The 25,976-nt window shown below is 65.8% G+C and carries 25 protein-coding genes; 17 read left to right on the plus strand and 8 right to left on the minus strand.

Features of this window, described 5'->3' with window-relative positions; all coding sequences use genetic code 11:
- Positions 1–56 precede the first annotated feature (56 nt).
- Positions 57–983 (plus strand): peptidylprolyl isomerase, encoded by a 927-nt coding sequence (locus ACVW1B_RS33405; RefSeq protein ID WP_028337312.1) that lies wholly within the window; start codon positions 57–59, stop codon positions 981–983.
- A gap of 284 nt (positions 984–1,267) precedes the next feature.
- Positions 1,268–2,509, plus strand: a complete 1,242-nt coding sequence (gene argJ / locus ACVW1B_RS33410; RefSeq protein WP_253606054.1) for a bifunctional glutamate N-acetyltransferase/amino-acid acetyltransferase ArgJ — start codon at positions 1,268–1,270, stop codon at positions 2,507–2,509.
- Between the two features lie 291 nt (positions 2,510–2,800).
- Here the strand turns inward: argJ and ACVW1B_RS33415 are convergent, their stop codons facing one another.
- A complete protein-coding gene (locus ACVW1B_RS33415; RefSeq protein WP_253606053.1) occupies positions 2,801–4,129 on the minus strand; it encodes a TadE/TadG family type IV pilus assembly protein in 1,329 nt (442 codons plus the stop codon).
- A 174-nt stretch (positions 4,130–4,303) separates the two neighbouring features.
- Here ACVW1B_RS33415 and ACVW1B_RS33420 point away from each other — a divergent pair, with 174 nt between their 5' ends.
- Positions 4,304–4,714 carry a (deoxy)nucleoside triphosphate pyrophosphohydrolase gene (locus ACVW1B_RS33420; RefSeq protein ID WP_028343243.1) on the plus strand — a complete coding sequence of 137 codons (411 nt, stop codon included), beginning with the start codon at positions 4,304–4,306 and terminating at the stop codon, positions 4,712–4,714.
- A 364-nt stretch (positions 4,715–5,078) separates the two neighbouring features.
- Here ACVW1B_RS33420 and ACVW1B_RS33425 read toward each other — a convergent pair whose 3' ends face one another.
- Positions 5,079–5,921 carry a methyltransferase domain-containing protein gene (locus ACVW1B_RS33425; RefSeq protein ID WP_253606052.1) on the minus strand — a complete coding sequence of 281 codons (843 nt, stop codon included), beginning with the start codon at positions 5,919–5,921 and terminating at the stop codon, positions 5,079–5,081.
- Between the two features lie 78 nt (positions 5,922–5,999).
- On the opposite strand from ACVW1B_RS33425, the gene ACVW1B_RS33430 reads away from it, so the two are divergent.
- The 5 genes from ACVW1B_RS33430 (at position 6,000) to ACVW1B_RS33450 (ending at position 9,006) form a co-directional block, all read left to right on the plus strand.
- A complete protein-coding gene (locus ACVW1B_RS33430; protein ID WP_456822745.1) occupies positions 6,000–6,809 on the plus strand; it encodes a ComF family protein in 810 nt (269 codons plus the stop codon).
- Positions 6,810–6,838: 29 nt separating this feature from the next.
- Entirely contained in the window at positions 6,839–7,111 is a 273-nt protein-coding gene (grxC, locus tag ACVW1B_RS33435) for a glutaredoxin 3 (RefSeq protein WP_057015554.1), read from the plus strand.
- A complete protein-coding gene (locus ACVW1B_RS33440; RefSeq protein ID WP_057015555.1) occupies positions 7,111–7,986 on the plus strand; it encodes a carbon-nitrogen hydrolase family protein in 876 nt (291 codons plus the stop codon). Before grxC ends, ACVW1B_RS33440 begins: the two co-directional genes overlap by 1 nt.
- Positions 7,983–8,453: a DUF1178 family protein gene (locus tag ACVW1B_RS33445; RefSeq protein WP_092083110.1), complete on the plus strand. Its 471-nt coding sequence runs from the start codon at positions 7,983–7,985 to the stop codon at positions 8,451–8,453. The genes ACVW1B_RS33440 and ACVW1B_RS33445 overlap by 4 nt, the downstream gene beginning before the upstream one ends.
- Before the next feature lie 112 nt (positions 8,454–8,565).
- Positions 8,566–9,006: an EamA family transporter gene (locus tag ACVW1B_RS33450; RefSeq protein ID WP_253606049.1), complete on the plus strand. Its 441-nt coding sequence runs from the start codon at positions 8,566–8,568 to the stop codon at positions 9,004–9,006.
- Here ACVW1B_RS33450 and ACVW1B_RS33455 read toward each other — a convergent pair whose 3' ends face one another.
- The 3 genes from ACVW1B_RS33455 to ACVW1B_RS33465 all read right to left on the minus strand — a co-directional run bounded on the left by ACVW1B_RS33455 (position 9,007) and on the right by ACVW1B_RS33465 (position 11,427).
- Positions 9,007–9,906 carry a DMT family transporter gene (locus ACVW1B_RS33455; protein ID WP_092083108.1) on the minus strand — a complete coding sequence of 300 codons (900 nt, stop codon included), beginning with the start codon at positions 9,904–9,906 and terminating at the stop codon, positions 9,007–9,009. It lies immediately after the preceding gene.
- Positions 9,907–10,162: 256 nt separating this feature from the next.
- The gene (gene ubiG / locus ACVW1B_RS33460) at positions 10,163–10,945 is read right to left on the minus strand and encodes a bifunctional 2-polyprenyl-6-hydroxyphenol methylase/3-demethylubiquinol 3-O-methyltransferase UbiG (protein ID WP_225647091.1); all 783 of its coding nucleotides are present in this window, start codon (positions 10,943–10,945) and stop codon (positions 10,163–10,165) included.
- A gap of 14 nt (positions 10,946–10,959) precedes the next feature.
- Positions 10,960–11,427, minus strand: coding sequence for a PH domain-containing protein (locus ACVW1B_RS33465; protein ID WP_057015559.1), 468 nt, complete (start codon positions 11,425–11,427; stop codon positions 10,960–10,962).
- 209 nt (positions 11,428–11,636) lie between these two features.
- Here ACVW1B_RS33465 and ACVW1B_RS33470 point away from each other — a divergent pair, with 209 nt between their 5' ends.
- From ACVW1B_RS33470 to prfA, 3 genes are all read left to right on the plus strand, one after another.
- Complete coding sequence (locus ACVW1B_RS33470) at positions 11,637–12,893, plus strand: aspartate kinase (RefSeq protein WP_253606048.1); 1,257 nt, start codon at positions 11,637–11,639, stop codon at positions 12,891–12,893.
- Between the two features lie 423 nt (positions 12,894–13,316).
- Positions 13,317–15,584: a phosphoenolpyruvate--protein phosphotransferase gene (gene ptsP, locus ACVW1B_RS33475; RefSeq protein ID WP_253606047.1), complete on the plus strand. Its 2,268-nt coding sequence runs from the start codon at positions 13,317–13,319 to the stop codon at positions 15,582–15,584.
- Positions 15,585–15,641: 57 nt separating this feature from the next.
- Entirely contained in the window at positions 15,642–16,721 is a 1,080-nt protein-coding gene (gene prfA / locus ACVW1B_RS33480; RefSeq protein WP_018269196.1) for a peptide chain release factor 1, read from the plus strand.
- 34 nt (positions 16,722–16,755) lie between these two features.
- Here the strand turns inward: prfA and ACVW1B_RS33485 are convergent, their stop codons facing one another.
- Positions 16,756–17,223 (minus strand): MarR family winged helix-turn-helix transcriptional regulator, encoded by a 468-nt coding sequence (locus tag ACVW1B_RS33485; RefSeq protein WP_253606046.1) that lies wholly within the window; start codon positions 17,221–17,223, stop codon positions 16,756–16,758.
- A 143-nt stretch (positions 17,224–17,366) separates the two neighbouring features.
- Positions 17,367–17,807, minus strand: coding sequence for a hypothetical protein (locus tag ACVW1B_RS33490; protein WP_253606037.1), 441 nt, complete (start codon positions 17,805–17,807; stop codon positions 17,367–17,369).
- A gap of 292 nt (positions 17,808–18,099) precedes the next feature.
- On the opposite strand from ACVW1B_RS33490, the gene ACVW1B_RS33495 reads away from it, so the two are divergent.
- From ACVW1B_RS33495 to ACVW1B_RS33510, 4 genes are all read left to right on the plus strand, one after another.
- Positions 18,100–19,455: a substrate-binding protein gene (locus tag ACVW1B_RS33495; protein WP_456822746.1), complete on the plus strand. Its 1,356-nt coding sequence runs from the start codon at positions 18,100–18,102 to the stop codon at positions 19,453–19,455.
- 114 nt (positions 19,456–19,569) lie between these two features.
- Positions 19,570–20,445 carry a branched-chain amino acid ABC transporter permease gene (locus ACVW1B_RS33500; protein WP_092083102.1) on the plus strand — a complete coding sequence of 292 codons (876 nt, stop codon included), beginning with the start codon at positions 19,570–19,572 and terminating at the stop codon, positions 20,443–20,445.
- Positions 20,446–20,459: 14 nt separating this feature from the next.
- Positions 20,460–22,316, plus strand: a complete 1,857-nt coding sequence (locus ACVW1B_RS33505) for a branched-chain amino acid ABC transporter ATP-binding protein/permease (protein ID WP_253606033.1) — start codon at positions 20,460–20,462, stop codon at positions 22,314–22,316.
- Entirely contained in the window at positions 22,313–23,011 is a 699-nt protein-coding gene (locus tag ACVW1B_RS33510) for an ABC transporter ATP-binding protein (protein WP_253606032.1), read from the plus strand. The genes ACVW1B_RS33505 and ACVW1B_RS33510 overlap by 4 nt, the downstream gene beginning before the upstream one ends.
- Before the next feature lie 241 nt (positions 23,012–23,252).
- On the opposite strand, the gene ACVW1B_RS33515 is transcribed toward ACVW1B_RS33510, so the two are convergent.
- A complete protein-coding gene (locus ACVW1B_RS33515) occupies positions 23,253–23,678 on the minus strand; it encodes an HIT family protein (protein WP_253606030.1) in 426 nt (141 codons plus the stop codon).
- A gap of 105 nt (positions 23,679–23,783) precedes the next feature.
- On the opposite strand from ACVW1B_RS33515, the gene prmC reads away from it, so the two are divergent.
- Both prmC and ACVW1B_RS33525 read left to right on the plus strand, forming a co-directional pair.
- The gene (prmC, locus tag ACVW1B_RS33520) at positions 23,784–24,671 is read left to right on the plus strand and encodes a peptide chain release factor N(5)-glutamine methyltransferase (protein WP_253606029.1); all 888 of its coding nucleotides are present in this window, start codon (positions 23,784–23,786) and stop codon (positions 24,669–24,671) included.
- A gap of 497 nt (positions 24,672–25,168) precedes the next feature.
- Complete coding sequence (locus tag ACVW1B_RS33525) at positions 25,169–25,939, plus strand: DUF4167 domain-containing protein (RefSeq protein WP_253606028.1); 771 nt, start codon at positions 25,169–25,171, stop codon at positions 25,937–25,939.
- Positions 25,940–25,976 lie beyond the last annotated feature (37 nt).

Raw genomic sequence — 25,976 nt, forward strand, 5'->3', positions numbered from 1 at the left:
GATTGGGCGAGTGTCCGCCCCGCTCGAGCTTCCCCCCTTTGAGACAAGGATTTTGCATGACCACCTCGCCCCCGGAAACCAAAACCGGCCTGCGCCTCGGCCTCGCCACCCTGGCCGCGACGGGCTGTCTTGTCGCAGTGCTGGCTGCCGGCCTCCCGGTCCGGGCCGCGGAATCCGACCCGGTGCTGGCGAAGGTCAACGGCTCGGAGATCCACGCCAGCGACGTGGCGCTCGCCGAGGAGGAACTCGGCCCGAGCCTGCAGCAGATGGACCCCTCGACCCGCAAGGACAACGTGCTGTCCTTCCTGATCGACATGAAGATCGTGTCCAAGGCCGCCGAGGACAAGAAGATCGAGAACAATGACGACTTCAAGAAGCGGCTCGCCTTCACCCGCAACCGCCTGTTGATGGACAGCCTGCTTGCCAGCGAGGGCAAGGCCGCGACCACCGACGACGCCATGAAGAAGGTCTATGAGGAGGCCGCCAAGCAGATCACCGGCGAGCAGGAGGTGCGCGCCCGCCACATCCTGGTCGAGACCGAGGACGAGGCCAAGGCGATCAAGGCCGAGCTCGACAAGGGCGCCGACTTCGGCGAGCTCGCCAAGAAGAAGTCCAAGGACCCCGGCGCCTCCGACGGCGGCGACCTCGGCTTCTTCACCAAGGAGCAGATGGTGCCGGAATTCTCCGCGGTCGCCTTCTCGCTCGAGCCGGGCAAGATCTCCGATCCGGTCAAGTCGCAGTTCGGCTGGCACATCATCAAGGTCGAGGAAAAGCGCAACCGCAAGGCGCCCGACTTCGAGCAGGTGAAGGCCCAGATCGAGACCTATGTGACCCGCAAGGCCCAGGCCGATTATGTCGCCAAGCTGCGCGAGGCCGCCAAGGTCGAGCGCATGGACAAGCCGGCCGATGCGGCCGCGCCGGCGGATGCCGCCAAGGACGCGCCGAAGCCGGCCGACAACAAGATGGCGCCGGCGAAGAAGTAAGCTTCGCGACGTCAATAGCTTCACTGCGCGATGGCCGGGCATGTCCCGGCCATTTTGCTTTTTTGCAGCCTCCTCGTAGCCCGGATGAAGCGCAGCGAAATCCGGGGTCTGTTGCCGCGGAGGGACTCGTCCCGGATTGCGCTGCGCTCCATCCGGGCTACGCATTCGTCGCCCTGCTGCTTCCTTGAACGATTCATGACAGCGCGTTCGCATCGCAGCCCTCTCCCGCTTCTTGCGGCGAGATGTTATGGAGCGCTTCCCTCCCCGTAGCCGGAAGCTTGCCGATGTCCACCGCCGTCTCCCCCCTCGCCCCGCCCGACGTTCCCGAGATGCCCGTGATCGCGGGTGTGCGGCTTGCGACCGCTGCCGCCGGCATCCGCTACAAGGGGCGCACCGACGTGCTGCTCGCACTGCTCGACAAGGGCACCGCGGTGGCCGGCGTCTTCACCAAGTCGAAGTGCCCGTCGGCGCCAGTCGAATGGTGCCGCGCCAAGCTGAAGGGCGGCGCCGCGCGCGCGCTGGTGGTCAATTCCGGCAACGCCAACGCCTTCACCGGCAAGACCGGCAAGGCGTCCACCGCGCTGACCGCGCAGATCGCGGCGAAGGCGGTCGGCTGCTCGACGTCGGACGTGTTCCTCGCCTCCACCGGCGTGATCGGCGAGCCGCTCGACGCCACCAAGTTCGACGGCGTGCTGGCGCAGCTCGCCGAGACCGCGACCCCCGATCTCTGGATGGACGCGGCGAAGGCGATCATGACCACCGACACCTTTCCGAAGGTCGCCACCGCGACCGTCAAGCTCGGCAAGGCCAAGGTGACGATCAACGGCATGGCCAAGGGCGCCGGCATGATCATGCCGGACATGGCGACCATGCTGTCGTTCGTCTTCACCGACGCGCCGCTGTCGGCCTCGGTGCTGCAATCGCTGCTCAAGGCCGGCGTCGAGGACACCTTCAATGCGCTGACCATCGACGGCGATACCTCGACCTCGGACACGCTGCTCGCCTTCGCGACCGGCGCCGCCGCTGCCAACGGCGCGCCGAAGATCTCGCGCGCCGGCGACCCGCGGCTGAAGGCCTTCACCAAGGCGTTCCAGCAGATCCTCGCTGATCTGTCCGAGCAGGTGGCGCGCGACGGCGAAGGCGCGCGCAAGCTGGTCGAGGTCGTGGTCGAGGGCGCCACCACCAAACCGTCGGCACGCAGAATCGCGATGTCGATCGCCAATTCGCCGCTGGTGAAGACCGCGATCGCCGGCGAGGACGCCAATTGGGGCCGCGTGGTGATGGCGGTCGGCAAGGCCGGCGAGCCCGCCAACCGCGACAAGCTCTCGATCTCCTTCAACGGCATCCGCGTCGCCAAGAGCGGCGCGCGCGATCCGTCCTACAACGAGAAAGAGGTGTCGGAGGCGATGAAGGCGCCGAAGATCCAGATCAAGGTCGCGCTCGGCCTCGGCAAGGCCAAAGACCGCGTGCTGACCTGCGACCTCACCAAGGAATACGTCGCGATCAACGGCGACTACAGGTCGTAATCGCTTTCCCAATCACCGCCGTCATTGCGAGGAGCGAAGCGACGAAGCAATCCATCCGTCCATGCATGCGGACAGATGGATTGCTTCGCGGAGCCTGTCATCGGGCGCGCGTTCGCGCGACCCGTTGGCTCGCAATGACGGCGTGAGTCCCGTCATCCTGAGGAGCGCGTAGCGCGTCTCGAAGGATGCACGGCCCGATAGCGCCGCGCGGAGAAAATCGGGCCGTCGACCCTTCGAGACGGCCGCTTTGCGGCCTCCTCAGGGTGACGGTGATAGAGCGTGTGCGCTTCGCTAGCTGCTGATCCGCGCGTCGGCGACGGCCTTCTTGAACAGCGCGTTCATCGCGTCGGCGATGCCTTGCGTCGGGCTGACCTCGAAATAGAAGCCCGGCGACGCGCAGGCCTGCATGTTCTGCGCGATCTGGCTGTTCGGCGACGGGCCGAACGGGCCCTGGTTGAACGGATCGATCCAGGTCATGTACCAGCTGTTGGTCGGTAGCTGCAGGTAAGTCGTGTAGAGCACCGCAATCTTGATGCCGCGGTTCTTGATCGCCGTGCACAGCGCCGGATTGATCGGCGACTGGCAGCGATTGCCGCCGCTGATCGGCTTCAGGCAGCTTGAATTCGGCTCGTCGGCCACGCCGTCGGATACGAAGAACAGGTATTTCATCGGCGCTGCCGCCGTGCCCGGGCCCGGCGCGCTGATCGCGTTGCTGATGGCCGGAAGCACCGTCGAGAACTGGCTGTCCTTGTCGGCGGTGTAGGTATCGTTGTTGCCGTAGACGCCCATCAGGTCGATGTTGCCGGCCGCGGTCTTGGCGCTCGACAGGCTGGTCGACAGCGAGAACAGCGCGCGCAGGCCGATCGTCTTCGACGAGGCGCCGAAATCGTAGATCGCCATCCGGTACTGGCTGGCATAGGTCGCAGTGTTCGCGGCCGTGTCCATCAATTGCTGGGTCGCGCTGCGCAGCACGTCGATCCGCGTCGTCACGCCGAGCGTCTTGGCGAGATTGTAGTAGTTGTCGGCGTCGTTGTAGTCGTGACAGGCGAAGGCGCACTTGTCGGACGTGTTGTTGACCATCTTGGTCACGTCAGCGGGCGTCGCCGCAACCCCCATCGACGGCGAGTTGTCGAGCAGGAGATAGAAATCGATATAGAGCGGCATGTTCGCGGTCGAGGTCGACGCGCCGGTCACCGTCATCTTGCTTTGTCCGATCACGCCGAGGAACATGGTCGGGACATCGGCGGTGAACTTGACCGTCGAGGTGATGACGCCGCCGTTCTTGGTCATGGTCGGCGTCACGCTGGTCAGCGTGAAGCCGTTCTGGTTCAAGATGTTGCCGTTGAAGATCTTGGTTGCATCGGCTTCGCCCGCCTGGATCTCGCCGTCCGAGGTCATGGCGCCGGCGGCGATGAAGCCGGGCGACGCCTTGGCGATCGATCCGACGCTCGCGGCGTCGGCGGCCGATATCAGCTTGCTGCGGATCTGGTTGGCGCGGGAATAGTCGACCGCGCATCCGACTGCGACGACGAGCGGCAGCACAGCGAGGCCAAAGGTCATTGCGATGTTGCCGGAGCGATCGCGACGGAAACGGCTGATGGTCCGGATCAAGGTGCTCATGGGTTATGTCGGCAAAGAATATGATGGGCAGATAGATGAGAACCTTCACCCTGCCGGATACGAATTAAGGCCGGCTTATCGCGATCGCGGAAAGCCGCGCGGGCATAAATCGTTTGGCTGACAGCGCGTTGCTGGTTAATGAAAGCTTGCAGACTGGAAGGAATCCCCCGCCGCATGGCTGACATCAAGCTGACCCTCGTCGTCGCCTGCGCGCTTGTCGATGCCGACAAGCGCGTGCTGCTGGCGCAGCGCCCCGAGGGCAAGGCGCTGGCCGGCCTGTGGGAATTCCCCGGCGGCAAGATCGAGCCCGGCGAGCGGCCGGAGCAGACCCTGATCCGCGAACTGCACGAGGAGATCGGCATCACCGTGAGCGAGCCGTGCCTCGCGCCGCTGACCTTCGCCAGCCATGCCTACGAGACCTTCCATCTGCTGATGCCGCTCTACATCTGCCGGCGCTGGGAGGGCATCGCGGTGGCGCGCGAGGGCCAGAACCTCGCCTGGGTCCGCGCAAGCAAGCTACGCGACTACCCGATGCCGCCCGCGGACATCCCGCTGCTGCCGCATCTGATCGATCTGTTGCTGTGATCTTCTTCGCCTCTTCCGCTCGCGGGGAGGCGCGCTACCAAAATATCGAAAACAACCCCATGCAAAGCAGGTGGCGGTGGCCGGCGTCCGACCAGGCGACTTGACACGTCGGGCAACTCACCGGCATAATTCCATTATTCCGAAATCGCGTAAGCGCCCCCTCGCCTTCCCCGCAAGGGCAGGGCAATCGCATATGAACGCGACTTATCCGCTGGCTCGGTCGGCCTCTCCCGCTTGCGGGGGAGGCCGGATCGCATCGCAGATGCGATCCGGGTGGGGGCCATTTCCGCGATACGACTCGTGGAGAGACCCCACCCCAACCCTCCCCCGCAAGCGGGAGAGGGAGTCCTTGCATCGTGCGTCCCTAACGCTTCGTCCCCTTCACCGCCGCCTCCAAGCTCGCTTTCGCCGAGCCGGGCTTGAGCGGCTTCGGCTGGCCTTCATGCGGCGCCCAGCCGGACAGCCAGACGATGTCGAAGGTGGCGCGGATGCGGCCGTCGGGATCGGCGAAACGCTCGCCGTAGATCTGCGCCATGCGCAGCATGGTGGCGCGGCGGGTCAAGGTGTGCCGGCGCTCGCGCAGCACATTGGTGGCGCCCATGCGCCTGAGATCGGCCATCAGCGCGAAGGCGCTGGCATAGCGCACCACGACGCGGTCGACGTCGGTCACCGGCAGCGCGAATCCCGCCCGCTGCAGCAGCGCGCCGATATCGCGCAGATCGGCGAACGGCGCGACGCGCGGCGAGGCCCCGCCCTCGCACTCGGCCTCCGCCGCGGCAAAGCTCTGCCGCAGCTCGGTCAGCGTATCGCCGCCGAGCATCGCCGCAAGCAATAGCCCGTCCGGCTTCAGCCCCCGGCGGATCTGCGCCAGCACGCCCGGTAGGTCGTTGACGAACTGGAAGGCGAGCGCGGAGACCACGAGATCGCGCGACTCCGGCGCCAGTCCGAGCGCTTCCGCCTCACTGAATCCGATCGCATCGACCGCGGCGACACGCCCATGCAGGGCGTCCGCGAGCCCGTTGCCCGGCGTCCAGACATCGGCAGCCGCCGAAAAGCTGCGTGACACCGCCAGCAAGCGGTCCGCCATGTCTTCGCTGGCACGCTCGAGCAGGAATGTCGCCGCGCCCTCGCGCCGCGCGCGCGCCAGCCGCGCGCCGAGCAAGGCGCGATCGAACAGGATGGGGGCGGTCGGCGGGTTCGGTGTCATGCCGGCTGGTTACGCCGGACCGCCGCCGCAGGCAATGTGCCTTGAGCCTGCATTGATCAAACGCTAGCCTCGCCCGCCATGGACGCCGAGGCATCACCGACACGCTCCATTACCGGTCACGTCCACCGCGCGCTCGGCGCGATCGGGAGCGCGTGGCTGCGCACCGCGCGGCTGGCGCTCGATATCGCGCTGCCGACGCTATGCGTTTCGTGCCGTGAGCCAGTCGATGGCGAGGGGGTGTGCGCGACCTGCTGGGCCAGATTGTCGTTCATCGCGCCGCCGTTCTGCCCGCGGCTCGGGATTCCCTTCGTCTACGATCCCGGCCCCGAGCTGCTGTCGATGGAGGCGATCGCCAATCCGCCGGCCTACAGCAGAGCCCGCGCCGCGGTGCGCTATGACGATGTCGCGCGCACGCTGGTGCACGCATTGAAATACCAGGATCGCACCGATCTGGCGCCCACAATGGGTCGCTGGATGGCGCGGGCGGGGAAGGAATTGCTCCACGACGCCGATCTGCTGGTTCCGGTTCCTCTGCACTGGCGGCGCGGCTGGAGCCGGCGCTACAACCAGTCCGGGGCGCTCGCCAAGGTGATCGCGCTCCAGAGCGGCGTCAAAATGACTGCCGAAGCGCTGCGGCGCATCCGCGCCACCGAGCAGCAGATCGGGCTGTCACGCAAGGATCGCGCCAGCAATGTCCAGGGCGCATTCGGGGTCGCCGATGAACGCAAGGCTGACGTCCAGGGCCGCCGCGTGATCCTGATCGACGACGTCCTGACCTCGGGCGCGACAGTGGACGCCTGCGCACGGGCGCTGCTCCGCGCCAAAGCCGCGCAGGTCGACGTGCTGGTGTATGCCCGGGTTGTCGATACCCACCGCGCTCCCATATAATCTGACATTCTGGTTCAACCGAGCGCACCATGACCGCTGCCATTGAAATCTACACCCGCCCGGGCTGCGGTTATTGCAGCGCGGCCAAATCGCTTTTGACGCGCAAGAACGCCGCGTTCACCGAATTGAGCGTCGCCAGCAACCCGGCCTATCGCGACGAGATGTATGGCCGCGCCGGTGCCGGCTCGACCTTCCCGCAGATCTTCATCGGCAAGACCCATGTCGGCGGCTGCGACGAGCTCTACGCGCTCGACCGCGAGGGCAAGCTCGACGGCCTGCTCAGCAACGGAGGCGGCGCCTGATGACGGAGAACATTTTCACCGCCGCCATGGTGCAGATGCGCACCGGATTGCTGCCGGAGCCGAGCCTCGAGCAGGGCACGCGGCTGATCCGCGAGGCGGCGGCGCAGGGTGCCAAGTACGTGCTGACCCCTGAGGTCAGCAACATGATGCAGCTCAACCGCAAGGCGCTGTTCGAGCATTTGGCGAGCGAAGAGGACGACCAGTCGCTCAAGGCGTATCGCGCGCTGGCCGCCGAACTGAAGATCCACCTGCATATCGGCTCGCTGGCGCTGCGCTACTCGCCGGAGAAGGCGGTCAACCGTTCGTTCCTGATCGGGCCCGAGGGCAATCTGCTCGCGAGCTACGACAAGATCCATATGTTCGATATCGATCTGCCGGGCGGCGAAAGCTATCGCGAATCGGCCAATTATCAGCCCGGCGAGACCGCCGTGATCTCCGACCTACCCTGGGGCCGAATCGGACTCACGATCTGCTACGACGTGCGCTTCCCGGCGCTGTACCGCGCGCTGGCCGAAGCCGGCGCATCGTTCCTCACCGTGCCGTCCGCCTTCACCCGCAAGACCGGCGAAGCGCATTGGCACACGCTGCTGCGCGCCCGCGCCATCGAGACCGGCTGCTTCGTGTTCGCAGCGGCGCAGGCCGGCCTGCATGAGAACAAGCGCGAGACCTTCGGGCATTCGCTGATCATCGACCCCTGGGGCGAGATCCTCGCCGAGGGCGGCGTCGAGCCGGGCGTGTTCCTGGCCGAGATCGACCCCGCCAAGGTCGAGACTGCGCGCAAGACCATTCCCTCGTTGCAGCATGGCAGGCGTTTCGGCATTGCCGACCCCAAGGCCGGCCCGGAGCATCTGCACCTCGTCCGGGGTTCGGCATGATCCGCTACACGCTGCGCTGCGAGCGCGGCCACCAGTTCGAGAGCTGGTTCCAGAGCTCCGCGGCCTATGAATCGCAGGAGCGGCGTCACCTGATCGATTGCCCGTCGTGCGGCTCGAGCAAGATCGAGCGCGCGATCATGGCGCCGCAGGTCGTCAGCAAGAAGGGCCGCGAACCGGCCCAGCCGGCGCCGGCCGCGCCCGTCGAGGCGACTGGCAATGAATCGACGTCGCTGATGATGGCGCAGGAGCGCGAGCTGCGCAGCAAGCTGAAGGAGCTGCGCGACCACATCGTGAAGAACGCCGACAATGTCGGCGACCGCTTCCCGAACGAAGCGCGCAAGATGCATTACGGCGATATCGAGCACCGGCCGATCTACGGCGAAGCCTCGCCCGAAGAGGCCCGCGCGCTGATCGACGAAGGCGTCGAGGTCTCGCCGCTGCCGACGCTGCCGGAAGACCGGAATTGACGCGCAGCGTCATTCCGGGGCACGCGAAGCGTGAACCCGGAATCTCGCGCCGCAACCTCGAGATTCCGGGTTCGGTGCTGCGCACGCCCCGGAATGACAATCTGGGAAGAGCATGACTCCCGACTCATTCTCCTCCTGGCAGGTCTGGGCGTTTCTTTCCGCCGTCTTCGCCGCGCTGACCGCAATCTTCGCCAAGGTCGGCGTCGAGGGCATCAACTCCGATCTCGCCACCCTGATCCGCACCGTGGTCGTGCTGATCACGCTGTCGGCCATCCTGTTCGCGACCGGACAGTTCACCCAGTCCGGCCCGATCTCGGGCAAGAGCTGGCTGTTCCTGCTGTTGTCCGGGCTCGGCACCGGCGCATCATGGATCTGCTATTTCCGCGCGCTCAAGCTCGGACCGGCCACGCTCGTCGCGCCGATCGACAAGCTCAGCGTCGTGCTGGTGGCGCTGTTCGGCGCCGTCTTCCTCGGCGAGCGCCCCTCGGCCTATGGCTGGATCGGGATCGCGCTGATCTCCGCGGGCGCGGTGCTGATCGCGGTGAAGGGGTAATTACGCGGCAATCAAGAGCGCGACGCCGATCACGATCAGGACGATGCCGAACACCTCGCGCAGCGAGAACGGCTGCTTGAGCGAGAAATACGCCACGCCCTGCGCGAACAGCACCTCGATCAGCGCCAGCGTGCGCACATTGGCGGCGGCGGTGAGCGCGAACGCCAGGAACCAGAATTGCGATGAGAACGCGCCCATGAAGCCCGCGAACATCGAGGGCCGCCACAGCTTGAGGATCGACCTCAGCACGTCGGGCGCGCGCAGCAACAGATAGACCGACAGGATCAGCGTCTGCACGAGGAGGCTCCACATCAGCGTGTAGGAGGCCGCCGTGACAAATGAGACTGAGGGCACCGCGATGATCGCGCCGCGAAAGCTCACCGCCGAGATCGCGAACACCGCGGCGGCGCCGAGGCCGAGCACGGTCGGGCGCAGGTCGGCAAAGCTCTTCTGCCCGCCGGGCCGCAGCGCGGTGATGACGACGCCGATGGTCGCGATCACGATCGCGATCACCTTGGTCGTGGTGAGATGGTCGCCGAGGAAGATGAAGCCGAAGATCGCGGTCTGGATCGCCTCGGTCTTCATGTAGGCCGTGGTGACCACGAAGGAGCGGTCGTTCATCGCCAGCAGCATGAAGCCGGTGCCGACGATCTGGCTGAGCGCGCCGGTCACCAGCCACGGCCAGAACGCCGCCGCCGGCCACGGCACGCGATCGCCGGTCAGCAGCACCGCCAGCGCGAAGAACACCACCGAGAACGGCAGGCCGAACAGGAAACGGATATTGGTGGCGCCCCAGGTCCCGAGCGGCCCGGTCAGATGCCGCTGCATCGCATTGCGCGCCACCTGCCCGAACGCAGCGACGATGGTGAAGGGAATCCAGAGCGAGGCGATCGTGAACATGGGGGATAAGGAAAGCATGCCGGCGGGAGTACACGCCCAGCGTGCCCGGCGTAACGCATGCGGTCAACCGAGTGGGCGCATGACAGGCCTGCGCGATGTCCACAAACTTCCGTAGCCCGGATGAAGCGAAGCGCAATCCGGGGCCAGCTCATCCGCGGACGAAGCAGTCCCGGATTACGCTACGCTCCATCCGGGCTACGCATTCTGTGTTCGCAGGGACGACACCTATTGTGTGGCCGAGGCCGTGACACTCAACTCACACCTCTTCCGCCACCACCATGTAGTTCACGTCCATGTCGGTCGACACGGTCCATTTGTCGGCGAGCGGGTTGTAGACCACGCCGGCCTGTTCGGTGACGGTGAGGTTGACGTCGCCGAGATAGCGCTCGAGCTCGGCGGGGGTGACGAACTTGCTCCACTCATGGGTGCCGCGCGGCAGCCAGCGCAGCACGTATTCGGCGCCGACGATCGCCAGCGCAAAACTTTTCCAGTTGCGGTTCAGGGTCGAGACCACCATCAGCCCGCCGGGCTTGAGCATGACCGCGCAGCGCTTGATGAAGGCGCCGACGTCGTTGACGTGCTCGACCACCTCCATCGCCAGCACGATGTCGAAGCGCTCGCGGGCGTCCATCTCCTCCACCGTGGTGCAGCGGTAGTCGATCGACAGATGGCCCTTGTCGGCGTGCAGCTTCGCCGCGGCGATGTTGGTGGCGGACGGATCGATCCCGATCACCTGGGCCCCTAACCGCGTGAACGGCTCGCACAACAGGCCGGCGCCGCAGCCGATGTCGAGCAGGCGCAGGCCGGACAGGCAGCTGAGGCTCTTGGCGTTGCGCTCGAACTTGCGGCAGGCGGCGTCGCGGATATAGGTCAGGCGCAGCGGGTTGATCTTGTGCAGCGGCGCCATCTTGCCGCGCGGATCCCACCATTCATCCGACAGTTTCGAGAATTTCGCGACCTCGGCCGGATCGACCGAGCTGGCGGAGGCATTGGCGGAGGAACTGGCGGAGGAACCGGAAAGAGTTGATTGCGTGGCCATGATTGCGCGCGCCCCTATCGCGCGGTGATCGAATTGCGGAACGACAGCGGCGCGGCGATGGTCCTGATGGTCTCGATGCCCTCGCCGACGCCGCGGATGGTGACGTCGCCATAATTGAGCAGGCGCCCCATGATGCTCTGGTTGACGTCGACGCTCTCGACCTTGTCGAGGCTCATCTCGAAGGTGCGCCGCTTGATGAAGCCGCTCTTGTGCACCACGCGGAAATTGGTGACGTCGGTTTCGGTGGTCCAGCGGTGGAACCAGGCCGCGGCGGTCCAGTACAGCGCCGCGACCGCGACCACGGCGGCGGCCGCAAAGCAGGCCATCACGAGGCCGTCGACCGTCGTCATCCGCGACAGGATCAAGAGCGCCAGCACCACGATCCAGGCCCCGATCGCCGGCAGATAGAACATCCAGTGCGCATTGGTGGAATACAGCACCTTCTCGCCAGGCTGCAGGATCTCGTCGATATAACGTCCCATCCAATCCGCCTTCGAGTTGCCCCGTGTTACCCGTGCGCCACAACCCGCCCGCAACCGGTCAAAACACCCCCAAAAGACACTCGAGGGCCCCCTACCTACCGGCTTGCCCCCGGGCGCGGCGCTATGTATACGCGCGTTTCGGTCCCCGCGCTTGCGGTTTTCGGCGTGGGTTAACCTACTTATCCTCTTAAAGGAATAGACGCGTCGTCATGGGCCGCCTCGTGATGAAATTCGGCGGTACGTCCGTCGCCAATATCGATCGTATCCGCAACGTCGCGCAGCATGTGAAGCGCGAGGTCGACGCGGGCCACGAGGTCGCCGTCGTCGTCTCCGCGATGTCCGGCAAGACCAATGAGCTGGTGGCCTGGTGCACCGATGCCTCGCCGATGCACGACGCGCGCGAATATGACGCGGTGGTCGCCTCCGGCGAACAGGTCACTTCGGGCCTGCTCGCGATCGTGCTGCAGGGCATCGGCATCCAGGCGCGCTCCTGGCAGGGCTGGCAGATCCCGATCAAGACCTCGGACGCGCATGCCTCGGCGCGCATCGTCGATATCGACGGCACCGAGATCATCACCCGCTTCAAGGAACGCAAGGAAGTCGCCGTGATCGCCGGCTTCCAGGGCATCAATCCCGACACCGGCCGCATCACCACGCTCGGCCGCGGCGGCTCGGACACCTCGGCGGTAGCGATCGCCGCCGCGCTGCGCGCCGACCGCTGCGACATCTACACCGACGTCGACGGCGTCTACACCACCGATCCCCGCGTGGTGCCGAAGGCGCGCCGGCTCGACAAGATCGCCTTCGAGGACATGCTGGAACTGGCCTCGCAGGGCGCCAAGGTGCTGCAGGTTCGCTCGGTGGAACTCGGCATGGTGCACAACATGCCGATCTTCGTGCGCTCCAGCTTCGACAAGCCAGAGGATATCGACCCGCACGCCAACCAGCCGCCGGGCACGCTGATCTGCAGCGAGGAGGAAATCATGGAAATGCACGTCGTCACCGGCATCGCCTTCTCCAAGGACGAAGCCCAGATTTCCGTGCGCCAGATCGAGGACAAGCCCGGCGTCGCCGCCGCGATCTTCGGGCCGCTCGCGGATGCCAACATCAATGTCGACATGATCGTGCAGAACGTGTCCGAGGACGGCAAGACCACCGACCTCACCTTCACCGTTCCGGCCGGCGACTATAACCGCGCCAAGGACACGATTACCGCCGCCAAGGCCAAGATCGGCTACGCCCGCCTCGACACCGCGACCGACGTCGCCAAGGTCTCGGTGATCGGCAGCGGCATGCGCAGCCATGCCGGCGTCGCGGCCAAGGCGTTCAAGGCGCTGGCCGACCGAAACATCAACATCCGCGCCATCACCACCTCCGAGATCAAGTTCTCGGTCCTGATCGACGCCGCCTATACCGAGCTCGCGGTCCGCACGCTGCACACGCTGTACGGGCTGGATCAGGCGTAGGCGCGACCGGCAGGGGCGGGGGCTCGCTCCGCTGTCAATTCCGGGGCGATGCGACAGCATCGAACCCGGAATCTCGAGTTTCCGGGTTCGCCGCTTCGCGACGCCCCGGAACGACGAGACCGAGCACTGGCCGTGTCCCCCAGCCCCGCCCCGGAGTTAGAATTTCTCTTAGCGGGCGCAGCATTGGGCTGACGCAGACGTTATTTGCTACTGGCAGGCGTTTTGCTTGGCAAAGCAAGCCTCGATTGGCTATACGGCCAGTCAGGTAGGCTGTCGCAAACTGTGGCACAGTTTCGGTGATCGCGAATCGGCGGGAACTGGCGAGCGGCGACACCGAATGACTAAAATTGTTGTTTTTGACGAGTTTTGCGCCAGCGGCCGGCCGCACCGGTGCGCTGGCTTCGCGGGGAGGGACTGAAACACATGCGGAGCGCGTCGGGAGGCCCCCGCATCCTGTTGAGACGGCTCCGCGAGACCATGGCGGAGCAAGTCTCCGCCCAGGAGCGGCTCGACAAGATCGTGGTGCTGATCGCGGCCAACATGGTGGCCGAGGTCTGCTCGTGCTACGTGCTGCGCATCGACAACACCCTCGAGCTCTACGCCACCGAAGGTCTGAACCGCGACGCCGTCCACCGCACCGTGATGAGTGCGCATGAAGGCCTGGTCGGCCTCGTCGCCAGCGAGGCGACGCCGCTCAATCTGTCCGACGCGCAAAGCCATCCCGCCTTCGCCTACCGCCCGGAGACCGGCGAAGAGGCCTACCACTCGTTCCTCGGCGTGCCGATCCTGCGCGCCGGCAACACGCTCGGCGTGCTCGTGGTGCAGAACCGCGCCAAGCGCACCTATGTCGAGGAAGAAGTCGAGGCGCTGCAGACCACCGCCATGGTGCTGGCGGAGATGATCGCCTCCGGCGAGCTTGCCGCGCTGGCGCAGCCTGGCGCCGAGCCCGCCGCACGGCACTCGCTGCACAAGACCGGCGCGGTGCTCTCCGACGGCATCGCGCTCGGCCATGTCGTGCTGCACGAGCCGCGCGTGGTGATCACCAACTACATCGCCGAGGATCTGCCGAAGGAGATCAAACGGCTCGACACTGCGCTCGCCAATTTGCGCGCCGATCTCGACCGCATGCTGGAGCGCGGCGACGTCGCCGACGGCGGCGAGCACCGCGAGGTGCTGGAAGCCTACCGCATGTTCGCCAACGACCAGGGCTGGTCGCACAAGCTGCATGAGGCGGTCGCCACCGGCCTCACCGCGGAAGCGGCCGTCGAACGCGTGCAGTCCGACACCCGCGCGCGCATGCTGCGCTCGACCGATCCCTATCTGCGCGACCGCCTGCACGACCTCGAGGATCTCGGCCATCGCCTGATGCGGCAGCTGGTCGGCCAGGACCATGCGCCGTCGCGCGAGCAATTGCCCGACAACGCCATCCTGATCGCCCGCGCGATGGGTCCGGCGGCCCTGCTCGACTATGACCGCAAGCGGCTGCGCGGCCTGGTGCTGGAGGAAGGCACCGCGAATTCCCACGTCTCGATCGTGGCGCGCGCGCTGGGCATTCCCGCGGTCGGCGAGGTGCCGAACGCGCCCGGCATCGCCGATCCGGGCGATGCCATCATCGTCGACGGCATTTCCGGCGAGATCTATGTCCGCCCCTCGACCGAGATCGAATCCGCCTATGCCGAGCGCGTCCGGTTCCGGGCGCGCCGGCAGGCGCAATATTCGGCGCTGCGCGACAAGGCCTGCGTGACCAAGGACGGCCAGCCGATCGAGCTTTTGATCAATGCCGGCCTGACCATCGACCTGCCGCATATCGACGACACCGGCAGCGCCGGCATCGGCCTGTTCCGCACCGAATTGCAATTCATGGTGAGCCCGAACCTGCCGCGCTCGAGCGACCAGCTCGCGCTGTACCGCACCGTGCTCGACGCCGCGGGCTCAAAGCCCGTCACCTTCCGCACGCTCGACATCGGCGGCGACAAGGCGCTGCCCTATATGGAGACCGTGATCGAGGAAAATCCCGCGCTCGGCTGGCGCGCGATCCGGCTCGGCCTCGACCGTCCCGGCCTTTTGCGCGGCCAGATCCGCGCGCTGCTGCGTGCTGGCGGCGGCCGCGCGCTGAAGATCATGTTCCCGATGATCTCGGACATCACCGAGTTCGACCAGGCCAAGGCGATCGTCGAGCGCGAGCTGACCTATCTGCGCCAGCACGGCCATTCGCTGCCCGAGCGGATCGATATCGGCACCATGGTCGAGGTGCCGGCGCTGCTCTACCAGCTCGACGAGCTGCTGAAGAAGGTCGACTTCGTCTCGGTCGGCTCCAACGATCTGTTCCAGTTCCTGTTTGCGGTCGACCGCGGCAATGCCAAGGTCTCCGAACGCTTCGACATTTTGTCGGCGCCGATCCTGCGCGCGCTGCGCGATATCGTGCGCAAGGCCAAGGCGGCGAAGAAGGCCGCCTCGCTGTGCGGCGAGATGGCGTCGAAGCCGATCGGCGCGCTGGCGCTGATCGCCATCGGCTACCGTTCGCTTTCATTGTCGGCAACCGCGCACGGCCCGGTCAAGGCGTTGATCCTTGACCTCGATGCCAAGAAGGCCGAAGCGATGATCAATCCGCTGCTGGACGCGCCGGTCGGCAGCGTCTCGATCCGCGCGGCGCTGACGAAGTTTGCGGAAACCGAGGGGCTGGCCTTGTAGCGACGCTGCCGTCGCCGCTGCCGCCCTTCCGTACCTTCCGCAATTCGAGATACCGCCATGCTACCCGAAGCCAAACTCGACGTCCTGCTCGCCCATCATGCCTCGCTCGAGGCCGAGCTGCTCGGCGAGGTCAAGTCCGAGCGCTATGTGCAGATCACGCGCGAGCTCGCCGAGCTCAACCCGCTGATCGATGCAGTGAAGCTCTATCGTTCTGCGCGTAGTGAACTCGCCGATACCGAGGCGATGCTGGCGGACGCCGGGACCGACGCCGAAATGCGCAGCATGGCGGAAGCCGAGCTGGAAACGCTGCAGGCGCGGCTCGGCGAGCTCGAGCAGCAGATCCGGATCGCGCTGTTGCCGAAGGATGCAATGGACGACCGCAACGTGATGCTGGAAATCCGCGCCGGCACCGGCGGCGACGAGGCCTCGCTGTTCGCCGGCGACCTGTTCCGGATGTATGAGCGCTTCGCGTCCTTGCAGGGCTGGAAGGTCGAGGTGATCTCGGCGAGCGAAGGCACCGTCGGCGGCTACAAGGAAATCATCGCCGAGGTGCAGGGCCGCGGCGCGTTCGCCAAGCTGAAATTCGAATCCGGCGTGCACCGCGTGCAGCGCGTGCCCGACACCGAGACGCAGGGCCGCATCCACACCTCGGCCGCCACGGTCGCCGTGCTGCCGGAGGTCGAGGACGTCGACGTCGATATCAAGGACACGGACTTGAGGATCGAGACCATGCGCGCGGGCGGCGCCGGCGGCCAGCACGTCAACAAGACCGAATCGGCGATCCGCATCACCCATCTGCCGACCGGCATCGTGGTGATGATGCAGGACAGCCGCTCGCAGCACAAGAACCGGGCGTCGGCGATGAACATCCTGCGCTCGCGCATCTACGATGCCGAGCGCCAGCGCGTCGAGGCGGCGCGCTCCGCCGACCGCAAGGAGAAGGTCGGCTCCGGCGACCGCTCGGAGCGCATCCGCACCTATAATTTTCCGCAGGGACGCGTCACCGACCACCGCATCAATCTGACGCTCTACAAGCTGCCGCAGGTGATCGCGGGCGAAGCGCTCGGCGAATTGATCGATGCGCTGACCACCGAGCACCAGGCGGCACAGCTCGCCGCGCAGGGCGCAGCCGCCTGACGCGCGCCGCCGCTTGCGCCGGCGGATGCATCACTCATTCGCCGGAAGACGGCGAGGACTTCAGCAAGCGGCGCAACGCCGGGCTCGCGACGCGGCGCAGCTCCTCGATGTTCTTCTTCGAGACCGCCTGGAGCTTCTGCTCTCCCTTTGCCGTTAGCTTGAGCTGAACCCGCCTCGCGTCGTCCGGATCGGCAAGCCGGCTGACCAGTCCGAGCTTTGCCATGCGGTTCATCAGTTCGACGGCGGAGTGATGCCGTATCAGCAGGAACCGGGCGATGTCGCCGACGGTCGGCGGACCGGGATCGACGAAACCCTTGATGCCGAGCAGCGCCTGATGCTGCCGCGGCGTCATTCCGGCCTTCCGGGCGCCCTCCTCGCTGAATGCAAGAAACCTGCGCAACTCGTAGCGAAACTGCGCCAGCGCCCGGTAGTCCACCGTCGCGGCCAGCGCCTTGCGTTTCGTTGCGCCGGCTGGCGCTCGTCGTTGCTTTGGTTGCGGCATTCGATCGTCCTGCTGCTGGCTCGCTCCGCCGGACGGCAGACGCCGTGCAACGCTATCAAGCCCGCGCCGAACGCACCATACTACCGGTCGCCCTTCCACTCATGTTTCAACGGTTTGACGATCGAGCGGCAGGGCCGGCAAGCTCAGGGCTGCGGCCAGTGATCGTAGGTCGAGCTCAATATTTTCAGCAGCACGATCTGGAAGGCGACCGGAATCCGCGGGCTCCTGCGGCGAATGGATTTCTCCAGCGCCTCGGTGATCTCGCTCTTGGTGAGATGCCCGGCCGAGGCACGCGCGACCAGATCGCCCCAGACCTCCGACAACGACTTGCCGGTGTGATGCGGAGACGGGATCGTTATTCCGCGCGTCTCGGCCCAAGCGATGATCTCGCGCATGGTTTGCCGTCCGCAATTCCGCGCCGTCGCGAGATGGCGCGCGGTGAGCAGCCGCAGCAGATCGTCCGGCGGCGTCCAGCCCACCTTCGGCGGCACTTCGTCGAGCAGCTCGACCGCCAGTTCCTTCAGGACGTTGATCGCGCGAATGCTCAGGCTGCCCGATTGCCCGGCGGCACCGTGCTCGGACACGGCGTGCTCTCCGGCATTTCCGGTGCGACTTGAAGGCTCCTGGATCATCGCCCCCTCACTTACAGGACCCGCACCCGGTCGGTAAACCCTCGATACATCGTAGAACGATATTATTTCTATCGTAGGCCGATATGATTCGACGAAAGGTGACATTGACTAAATATGCCGGTGGGGAATTGTAGCCGTGACAGGCTGCTCCATCGCAGCCGGCGCATCGTGCCGCCGATCGATCCGATCCGGCGACGAGTGAGCATGCGCGCCAACAATCAATATAATTGGAGGATACTGAGCGATGAGCACCAAGGATTTTCGGCCGGGCAGAACCCCGAACGTTTCGCGCCGCACTTTGCTGCAAGCCGGCGCGGGCCTGATCGGCGGCAGCGTGCTGCCGGCCTCGATCGCATCGCGGGCCTTCGCCGAGGACCACCCGGCGATCGGAACCTATCCCGCGGGCACGTCGGGCTCTTCGGCGTTCATCGGCATCTCGGTCCCGCGCACCGGCACCTATGCGGTGCAGGGCGAGGATGAGCTCAAGGGCTATCAGCTCGCGATCGAGCACATCAACAGCGGCCACGAGCTGATCAAGAAGATCTCGCCGAAGACCAGCAAGGGCGTGCTCGGCAAGGAGCTGAAGTTCGGCGTCGCGGATTCCGCGGCGAAGCCGAACGAGGCCGTGCAGGCGCAGCAGCGCTTCATCTCCGAGAACAAGGCGGTGATGATCACCGGCGGCACGTCGAGCGCGGTCGCGGTGGCGCTGAACAAGCTGGCGCAGCGCGAGAAGGTGATCTTCGTCTGCGGCATTTCCGGCTCGAACGACACCACTGGCAAGGATTGCGTGCGCTACGGCTTCCGCCAGAACTTCTTCGGCCAGACCGCCGCGGCGGCGATCGCGCCGGTGCTGATCAAGCAGTTCGGCAAGAACAAGAAGGCCGCCTACCTGACGCCTGACTACACCTACGGCCACACCGTCACCAAGTCGATGCAGGACTACCTCGCCCAGGCGGGCTGGACCACCGTCACCAACCAGATCTCGCCGCTCGGCGCGCCGGACTATTCGTCCTATCTGCTCAACGTCGCGAACTCCGGCGCCGACGTGCTGATCAACGTCAACTGGGGTCACGATGCCGTGCTGTCGACGCAGCAGGCCAAGCAGTTCGGCGTGCTCGACAAGATGAAGCTCGTGGTGCCCTACCAGGTGCCGTTCATCGCCCGCGAGACCGGCGGCCTGATGCAGGGCGTCTACGCCGCGACCGACTATTGGTGGACCATCGAGGACAAATATCCGCTGGCCAAGATGTTCAACGAGGCCTTCGAGAAGAAGTACGGATACAAGCCGGAATGGGGCGCAGAGAACGCCTATGTCAGTTTCGCGCACTGGGCCCGCATGGTCGAGGAAGCCGGCAGCTTCTACCCGCCCGACGTCATCAAGGCCTATGAGAAGGGCGAGACGCTGCCCTCGCTGGTCGGCGACGTCCACTATCGCCCCGAGGATCACCAGTGCGTCCGCCCCGTCGTCATCGTCCGCGGCAAGATGGAAAAGGAGATGAAGAACAAGGAGGACTATTACGAGGTGGTCGAGATCGTCCCCGGCGACGGTCTGATGCAGAAGCCGGATGCGTTCGGCTGCCATCTCGGCGACTACACCTGATTAACGTGGGAAGACTCGGCGCCGTGGGCGGGGCGACCCGGCCCGCGGCGCCGCTTTTCTCGGAACGCATCCTCCATCGACCGGGCCAGGTATACGGCTGAGTGAACGCGCGCCATGATCAACTGGCCAAATTTCGTCTCGCAACTTTTCAACGGGCTGGCGCTCGGCGCGCTGCTGGCGCTGATCAGCTCCGGACTGACGATCATCTACGGCACGCTCGGGGTGCTCAACCTCGCCCACGGCGCCATGTTCATGATCGGCGGCTACGCCGGATATGTGGCCTATTCCTACACCGGCTCGTTCATTCTCGCCGTGATCGCGGGCTCGCTGTTCGTGATGGTGCTCGGGATTGCGATGGAGCGGATCATTATCCGCCACTTCTACCACCGCCCGCATGAGGACCAGCTGCTGGTCACGTTCGGCCTCGGCATCTGCTTCGTCGAGATCGTGCGGCTGATCTTCACCAGCCAGTCGCAGGTGGTGCCGCCGCCGGCGCTGCTGCAGGGCATCACCTCGCTCGGCTTCCTGTTCTACCCGACCTACCGGCTTGCGGTGGTCGGCATCGTCGCGGTCGCGCTCGGCGCGCTGTTCCTGATCCTGTACCGCACCCGGCTCGGCATGATCGTGCGCGCCGGCATCGAGGATTCGGTGATGGTCGATTCGCTCGGCATCAACGTCTACCGCGTCTTCATGATCGTGTTCGGCATCGGCGCAATGGCCGCAGGCTTCGCCGGCATCATCAATGCGCCGGTGGTGTCGCTGACGCCGGGTGTCGGCGACGATATCCTGGTCGAGACTTTCGTGGTGGTGGTGATCGGCGGCGTCGGCTCGTTTCCCGGCGCCATCCTCGGCGGGCTGATCGCCGGCGAGATCATCAGCATCACCTCGATGTTCAACCCCGGTTACGCCTACGTCATGCTGTTCGCGGCGATGACGCTCGTGCTGGTGCTCAGACCGCATGGCCTGCTCGGCACGCAGGGCCGCGAATGACGACGGATATTTAGATGCTTAAACAGCGCCCATACCTGATCGAATTCCTGACCGCCGCCGGACTGATCGTCGCGCCCTTCGTGCTGCCGTGGCTCGGCTTCGCGCCCAACACGGTGAACCGGATCCTGGTCTGGGGCCTGTTCGGCCTCGGCTTCGACATCCTGTTCGGCTTCACCGGCCTGCTGTCGTTCGGCCAGTCGGCCTTTTACGGAACCGGCGGCTTCGTCGCGGCCTATCTGCTGACGCGCGCCGGCTTTCCGTACGTCGTGCTCGCGCTCGTCATCGGGATGATCGCGGCCGCCGCCACCGGCTATCTGATCGGCCTGATCGCGCTGCGCCGCACCGGCATCTATTTTGCGATGATCACGGTGGCGATCGCCGAGGTGTTCTTCTTCGTCGAGTTCAATCCGCTGTCGGACTTCACCGGCGGCGAGAACGGGCTGCCGGGCGTGCCGACCCCGAGCTTCAATCTCGGCTTCACCACGCTGCACTTCACCACCGGCTGGTCGCTCTATCAGTTCCTGGCGCTGTGCTACTTCATCGGCATCGTGATCGCGCTGCGCATCGTGCGCTCGCCGGTCGGTGCCGTGTTCAGCGCGATCCGCGACAACCCGCTGCGGGCGACCGCGGTCGGCCACAACATCCACGGCTACAAGCTGACCGCCTTCGTGATCGCCGCCGCCTATGCCGGCTTTGCCGGCGGGCTGCTCGGCGTGCTGCAGGCCTTCATGCCGCCCGACGCGTTCACCTTCGACACCTCGGGGCAGCTCGTGATGCAGACCGCGATCGGCGGCCGCGGCACGCTGTTCGGGCCGCTGGTCGGCGCCGCGGTGTGGCTGTCGCTGCAGGACTTCCTGCAGGCGGCGCTCGGGCTCGGCGCGGCCTGGAAGCTCGTGCTCGGCATCGTGTTCGTGCTGCTGGTGTGCTTCCTGCGCCGCGGCATCATCGGCGGCCTCGCCGATCTCTACCGCCTCCTGACCGGACAGCGCGGCGCCAAGGAGCCGGAGGAGAGCGCACCCGAGGTCGTCGCCGTGGCAAGCGAGCGGCACGCCACGGCGCCCGCCGCGCCGAAGCCGGTGGCGGCTCGTGCCGGCGGCAGTCCGTCCGGACCGATCCTCCAGGCCAGGGGCCTGACCAAGCGCTATGGCGGCCTGCTCGCCAACAGCGACATCGACTTCACGGTCAATCACGGTGAGCTGCGCGGCATCATCGGCCCGAACGGCGCCGGCAAGTCGACCTTCTTCAAGATGCTGACCTGCGAGGTGCATCCGACGTCGGGCACCATCCTGTTCGAGGGCCGCGACATCACCGGCATGAACGTCACCGACGTCTGTCAGCTCGGCCTGACCAAGAGCTACCAGGTCAACCAGCTGTTCGCCGGGTTGACAGTGCGCGAGAATCTGGTGATCGCGGCGCTGTCGGCGCTGCGCGGCAAGTTCAAGCTCGACCTGTTCCGCAGCATCGACAGCATCCCCGGCCTGACCGAGCGCGTGCAGCAGACGCTCGAGCTGGTCAATCTGACCTCGAGGCCCGATACGCCGGTGTCCGAGCTCGCCTATGGTGAGAAGCGGCGGCTGGAGATCGGGCTGGCGCTGGCGACGTCGCCGAGCCTGTTGCTGCTGGACGAGCCGCTCGCCGGCATGAGCCCGCGCGAACGCGTCGAGACCGTCAAGCTGCTGAAGTCGATCAGCCAGGGCCGCACCATGATCATCATCGATCACGACATGGATGCGCTGTTCGAGCTCGCCGAGCGCGTCACCGTGCTGCAGGAGGGCCGCGTGCTGGTCGAGGGAACGCCGGAAGAGATCAAGACCAACTCGACCGTCCAGGAAGCCTATCTTGGCGGCGTGCATGGAGTGCTCGCCGCATGAGCCTGCTCGAGGTCAACGGACTGAACAGCTATTACGGGGATTCCCACATCCTGTTCAACGTCTCGATGCGCGTCGAGCGCAACGAGGTGGTGGCGCTGCTCGGGCGTAACGGCGCCGGCAAGAGCACGACGCTGAAGAGCCTGATGGGCGTCGTGACCCCGCGCCGCGGCTCGGTGATGTTCGACGGCGTCGAGATTTCCGGCCGGAAGAGTCACAAGATCGCGCAGGCCGGCATGCAGCTGGTCCATGAGGAGCGCCGTATCTTCGGCAGCCTGAGCGTCGAGGAGAACCTTGTGATCGCCGGCCTGACCGCCTCGCAGCGCTGGCCGCTCGACCGCATCTACGAGATGTTCCCGCGGCTCCGCGAGCGGCGGAGCAATCGCGGCACCGACCTGTCCGGCGGCGAGCAGCAGATGCTGGCGATCGCGCGCGCCCTTGTGCGCGATCCCAAGATCATCCTGCTCGACGAGCCGTTCGAGGGCCTGGCGCCGGTGATCGTGCGCGACCTGATGAAGGCGTGCCGCGACCTCGCCGAGGCCGGACAGACCATCGTGCTGGTGGAGCAGAACCTCGCCGCGACGCTCGCGCTGGCGCAGCGCATCTACATCATCAACAACGGACACATCGTCCATGAAGGGCCGGCGCAGGAGATCAAGGCGCAGCCCGATGTCCTGCAGCGCTATCTCGGGGTTTAGGGCGCGTCACTTTCTCCGCCGTCATTGCGAGCCAACGGGTCGCGCGAACGCGCGCCCGATGACAGGCTCCGCGAAGCAATCCATCGGTCCGCATGCGCGGATGGATGGATTGCTTCGTCGCTACAGCGCAAAATTGCTTTGCAAATTTTGTCGCGAGCTCCTCGCAATGACGAACTCGATATTGCGCATGGCCTCTCGGGATAGGGATTACGGCATTCCCGCGTCGGACCGGGCCACCCGCTCACCCACGCAGCGCCGCGATCATCCGCCTGGCGTGATCGGCGAGCACATCCATCTCCGCCTTGACGGTCTGCGCCGGCAGCAGCGCGACGCCGGCCTTCACCGGCATCACATGCATGTGCAGGTGAAACACCACCTGGCCGCTGGCGGGCTCGCTGAACTGCTGGATGATGATGCCGTCGGCCGCAAACGCCTTCATCGCGGCGACGGCGATGCGCTTGGCCGACCGCGCCACCTCGGCGAGGTCGTCTTCGGCGATGTCGAGGATGCCGCGCGCGGGTGCCTTCGGAATCACCAGGGTATGTCCCGGCGATCGCGGCATGATGTCGAGAAAGGCAAAGGTCCGGTCGGTCTCGTAGACCTTGAAGCTCGGGATCTCGCCGCGCAGGATCCTGGCGAAGATGTTCTGGTCGTCATAGCCCGCCATGGTCGCGCGTTCCGGATCGCTAGGTTCAGATTCTGACCGTGCGCGCCGGCCGCACGGGGCGCAAGTGATATCGACGCCGCATCGACCATCGGCTAACAACGCGCCATGAGCGAACCCGCAGGACATGGCCAGACTGTCGAGAGCATCAGGCGCAGCCTCGCCGCCCGCCTCAAGGCGGCCGGCCACGACGCCGCCGAGCTCGATGCGCGACTGCTGGTCGGCGCCGTGCTGGGGCTCGATCTGACCGGCATGATCACGGGCGCGAAGCGCGCGCTGACGAGGGACGAAGCCGATCGCCTCGAGCACCTCGCGCAGCGCCGCCTCGCCGGCGAACCGATCGCGCGCATCCTCGGCGTCAAGGAGTTCTGGGGACTGCCGCTGTACCTGTCCGCCGCGACGCTGGTGCCGCGCCCGGACACCGAGACGGTGGTCGAGCGCGCACTCGAACTGCTGCGCGCCGACGGCATGGCCGAGCGCGCGTTGCGGATCGCCGATCTCGGCACCGGTTCTGGCGCGATCCTGCTGGCGCTGCTCTCGGAACTGCCGAACGCGCATGGCTTCGCCACCGACATCTCGGCGGAGGCGCTGCAGACCGCGAGGCGCAACGCCGCCGCGCTCGGATTCGCCGATCGCACGACATGGATCGAGTGCGACTACGGCAGCGGGTTGGCCGGCGCGTTCGAGCTGATCGTGTCCAACCCGCCCTACATCCCCTCGGCCGACATCGCCGGGCTCGACATCGAGGTGCGCGCGCATGATCCGCGCGCGGCGCTCGACGGCGGTGCCGACGGGCTCGACGCCTACCGCGCGCTGATTTCGCAATCTGCGGGTCTTTTGACCTCAGGAGGATTTCTGATTGTGGAAGTCGGACAGGGTCAGAGCGGCGACGTTGAAGCGCTGATGACGGCATCCGGGTTATCCCCAACGGGGCCGCCAAAAGTCGATCTGGGGGGCGTCCCGAGGGCCGTTTCCGCCCGCCGGCTGCCCCGATAAAGTCCTATTGGAACGAAAAAAAACCTCTTGGATTATCCCCCGGGAACGACTACGTTCCGGGCACAACATCGGTGCTGGCCCCGTAATCCGTTACGGGTGATGACCAGGGTTCAGCAGAGCCCGCCGATCGAAAGGTTCCAGGAACGCAGGTCACATAGAGCGCAATAGCCGAAGCTGTGCTGCTCTCGACCGCCAAGCGAACGAAAGCCTGTTATTACGCTTGAAGACTTACGCACGAGAACTGAGCCTGTCTCAACGGGCGGAATGATTTGGTCGCTGGCGCGATTGCCGGCGGTTGGGGAACGCGTCTTTGCTGCACGCGACTTTGCTGAACGAGATGGTCGGCGACATCGAAACCACTTCGAACGGTATTGCGATTCCGTGTGCCTAGGCGCGCGCCGAATCGGACTCTGGGAATCGGACTTCTGAGAAATCGGACTGCTGAGAAATCGGACTGTGGACTGCAATAACTTCAGGGCTGGAATAAAAGGCGACAGATGAGAAACGGTCAGAACAACAAGCGGATGCGCAACCGGAATAACAACAACAATAACAACAACAATAACCGGCGCGGCCAGAATCCCCTGACACGGGTGTACGAATCGAACGGACCCGACATCAAGATCCGCGGCACGGCCTCCCACGTGGCCGAGAAATACGTTCAGCTTGCGCGCGATGCGCGCTCCTCCGGCGATCCGGTGGCCGCTGAAAACTACTACCAGCACGCCGAGCACTACTACCGGATCATCGCGGCCGCGCAGGAGCAGTTCCGGCAGAATCAGCAGCCGCCGCGCCCCGACGCCGAGGTCACCCCGACCGAAGACGGCGACGACGACAGCGACGGCTATTCGAGCTTCGGCCAGGAGCCGGGCTTCGTGCCGCAGCAGCAGCAACCTTTCATGCGCGACAACGGCCAGCAGCCGTACCAGCGCGAGCAGCAGCAGCCGCGCGAGCATCGCGAGCGTGACCAGCAGCCGCGTGAGCACCGCGAGCGCGAACATCGTCCGCAGCCGCAATATCAGCCGCAACCGCAGAACCAGCCGCAGCCCGCGATGGCCGATGCCGGCGGCGTCGATCGCCTGCCCTCGTTCATCACCGGCGGCGCGCAGCCACAGGTCAACGGCGCCTATGAAGGCAATAATGGCGGCGCAGAACGCGGCGAACGGAGCGAGCGCTTTCCGCGCCGCCGCCGCCGTCCGCACGGCCCGCGCCCCGACATGGCGGCGCAGCCCGCGCCGAGCGACGACTTCAATCCGGGCAACGAGTAATCCTGAAAATCTGTCACCCTCCCTTCACGGGGAGGGT

The organism is Bradyrhizobium sp. USDA 4502, from assembly GCF_054063355.1.

What these genes read in the sequence shown, in the direction of transcription:
- ACVW1B_RS33505 (WP_253606033.1), top strand. Translation starts at nt 20,460, where the DNA reads ATGCTTAAACAGCGCCCATACCTGATCGAATTCCTGACCGCCGCCGGA.
- ACVW1B_RS33420 (WP_028343243.1), top strand. Translation starts at nt 4,304, where the DNA reads ATGGCTGACATCAAGCTGACCCTCGTCGTCGCCTGCGCGCTTGTCGAT.
- grxC (WP_057015554.1), top strand. Translation starts at nt 6,839, where the DNA reads ATGACCGCTGCCATTGAAATCTACACCCGCCCGGGCTGCGGTTATTGC.
- ubiG (WP_225647091.1), bottom strand. Translation starts at nt 10,945, where the DNA reads ATGGCCACGCAATCAACTCTTTCCGGTTCCTCCGCCAGTTCCTCCGCC.
- ACVW1B_RS33430 (WP_456822745.1), top strand. Translation starts at nt 6,000, where the DNA reads ATGGACGCCGAGGCATCACCGACACGCTCCATTACCGGTCACGTCCAC.
- ACVW1B_RS33525 (WP_253606028.1), top strand. Translation starts at nt 25,169, where the DNA reads ATGAGAAACGGTCAGAACAACAAGCGGATGCGCAACCGGAATAACAAC.
- ACVW1B_RS33470 (WP_253606048.1), top strand. Translation starts at nt 11,637, where the DNA reads ATGGGCCGCCTCGTGATGAAATTCGGCGGTACGTCCGTCGCCAATATC.
- ACVW1B_RS33425 (WP_253606052.1), bottom strand. Translation starts at nt 5,921, where the DNA reads ATGACACCGAACCCGCCGACCGCCCCCATCCTGTTCGATCGCGCCTTG.
- ACVW1B_RS33445 (WP_092083110.1), top strand. Translation starts at nt 7,983, where the DNA reads ATGATCCGCTACACGCTGCGCTGCGAGCGCGGCCACCAGTTCGAGAGC.
- prfA (WP_018269196.1), top strand. Translation starts at nt 15,642, where the DNA reads ATGCTACCCGAAGCCAAACTCGACGTCCTGCTCGCCCATCATGCCTCG.
- argJ (WP_253606054.1), top strand. Translation starts at nt 1,268, where the DNA reads ATGTCCACCGCCGTCTCCCCCCTCGCCCCGCCCGACGTTCCCGAGATG.
- ACVW1B_RS33500 (WP_092083102.1), top strand. Translation starts at nt 19,570, where the DNA reads ATGATCAACTGGCCAAATTTCGTCTCGCAACTTTTCAACGGGCTGGCG.
- ACVW1B_RS33495 (WP_456822746.1), top strand. Translation starts at nt 18,100, where the DNA reads ATGAGCACCAAGGATTTTCGGCCGGGCAGAACCCCGAACGTTTCGCGC.
- ACVW1B_RS33450 (WP_253606049.1), top strand. Translation starts at nt 8,566, where the DNA reads ATGACTCCCGACTCATTCTCCTCCTGGCAGGTCTGGGCGTTTCTTTCC.
- prmC (WP_253606029.1), top strand. Translation starts at nt 23,784, where the DNA reads ATGAGCGAACCCGCAGGACATGGCCAGACTGTCGAGAGCATCAGGCGC.
- ACVW1B_RS33465 (WP_057015559.1), bottom strand. Translation starts at nt 11,427, where the DNA reads ATGGGACGTTATATCGACGAGATCCTGCAGCCTGGCGAGAAGGTGCTG.
- ACVW1B_RS33485 (WP_253606046.1), bottom strand. Translation starts at nt 17,223, where the DNA reads ATGCCGCAACCAAAGCAACGACGAGCGCCAGCCGGCGCAACGAAACGC.
- ACVW1B_RS33510 (WP_253606032.1), top strand. Translation starts at nt 22,313, where the DNA reads ATGAGCCTGCTCGAGGTCAACGGACTGAACAGCTATTACGGGGATTCC.
- ACVW1B_RS33455 (WP_092083108.1), bottom strand. Translation starts at nt 9,906, where the DNA reads ATGTTCACGATCGCCTCGCTCTGGATTCCCTTCACCATCGTCGCTGCG.
- ACVW1B_RS33405 (WP_028337312.1), top strand. Translation starts at nt 57, where the DNA reads ATGACCACCTCGCCCCCGGAAACCAAAACCGGCCTGCGCCTCGGCCTC.
- ACVW1B_RS33515 (WP_253606030.1), bottom strand. Translation starts at nt 23,678, where the DNA reads ATGGCGGGCTATGACGACCAGAACATCTTCGCCAGGATCCTGCGCGGC.
- ptsP (WP_253606047.1), top strand. Translation starts at nt 13,317, where the DNA reads ATGCGGAGCGCGTCGGGAGGCCCCCGCATCCTGTTGAGACGGCTCCGC.
- ACVW1B_RS33440 (WP_057015555.1), top strand. Translation starts at nt 7,111, where the DNA reads ATGACGGAGAACATTTTCACCGCCGCCATGGTGCAGATGCGCACCGGA.
- ACVW1B_RS33415 (WP_253606053.1), bottom strand. Translation starts at nt 4,129, where the DNA reads ATGAGCACCTTGATCCGGACCATCAGCCGTTTCCGTCGCGATCGCTCC.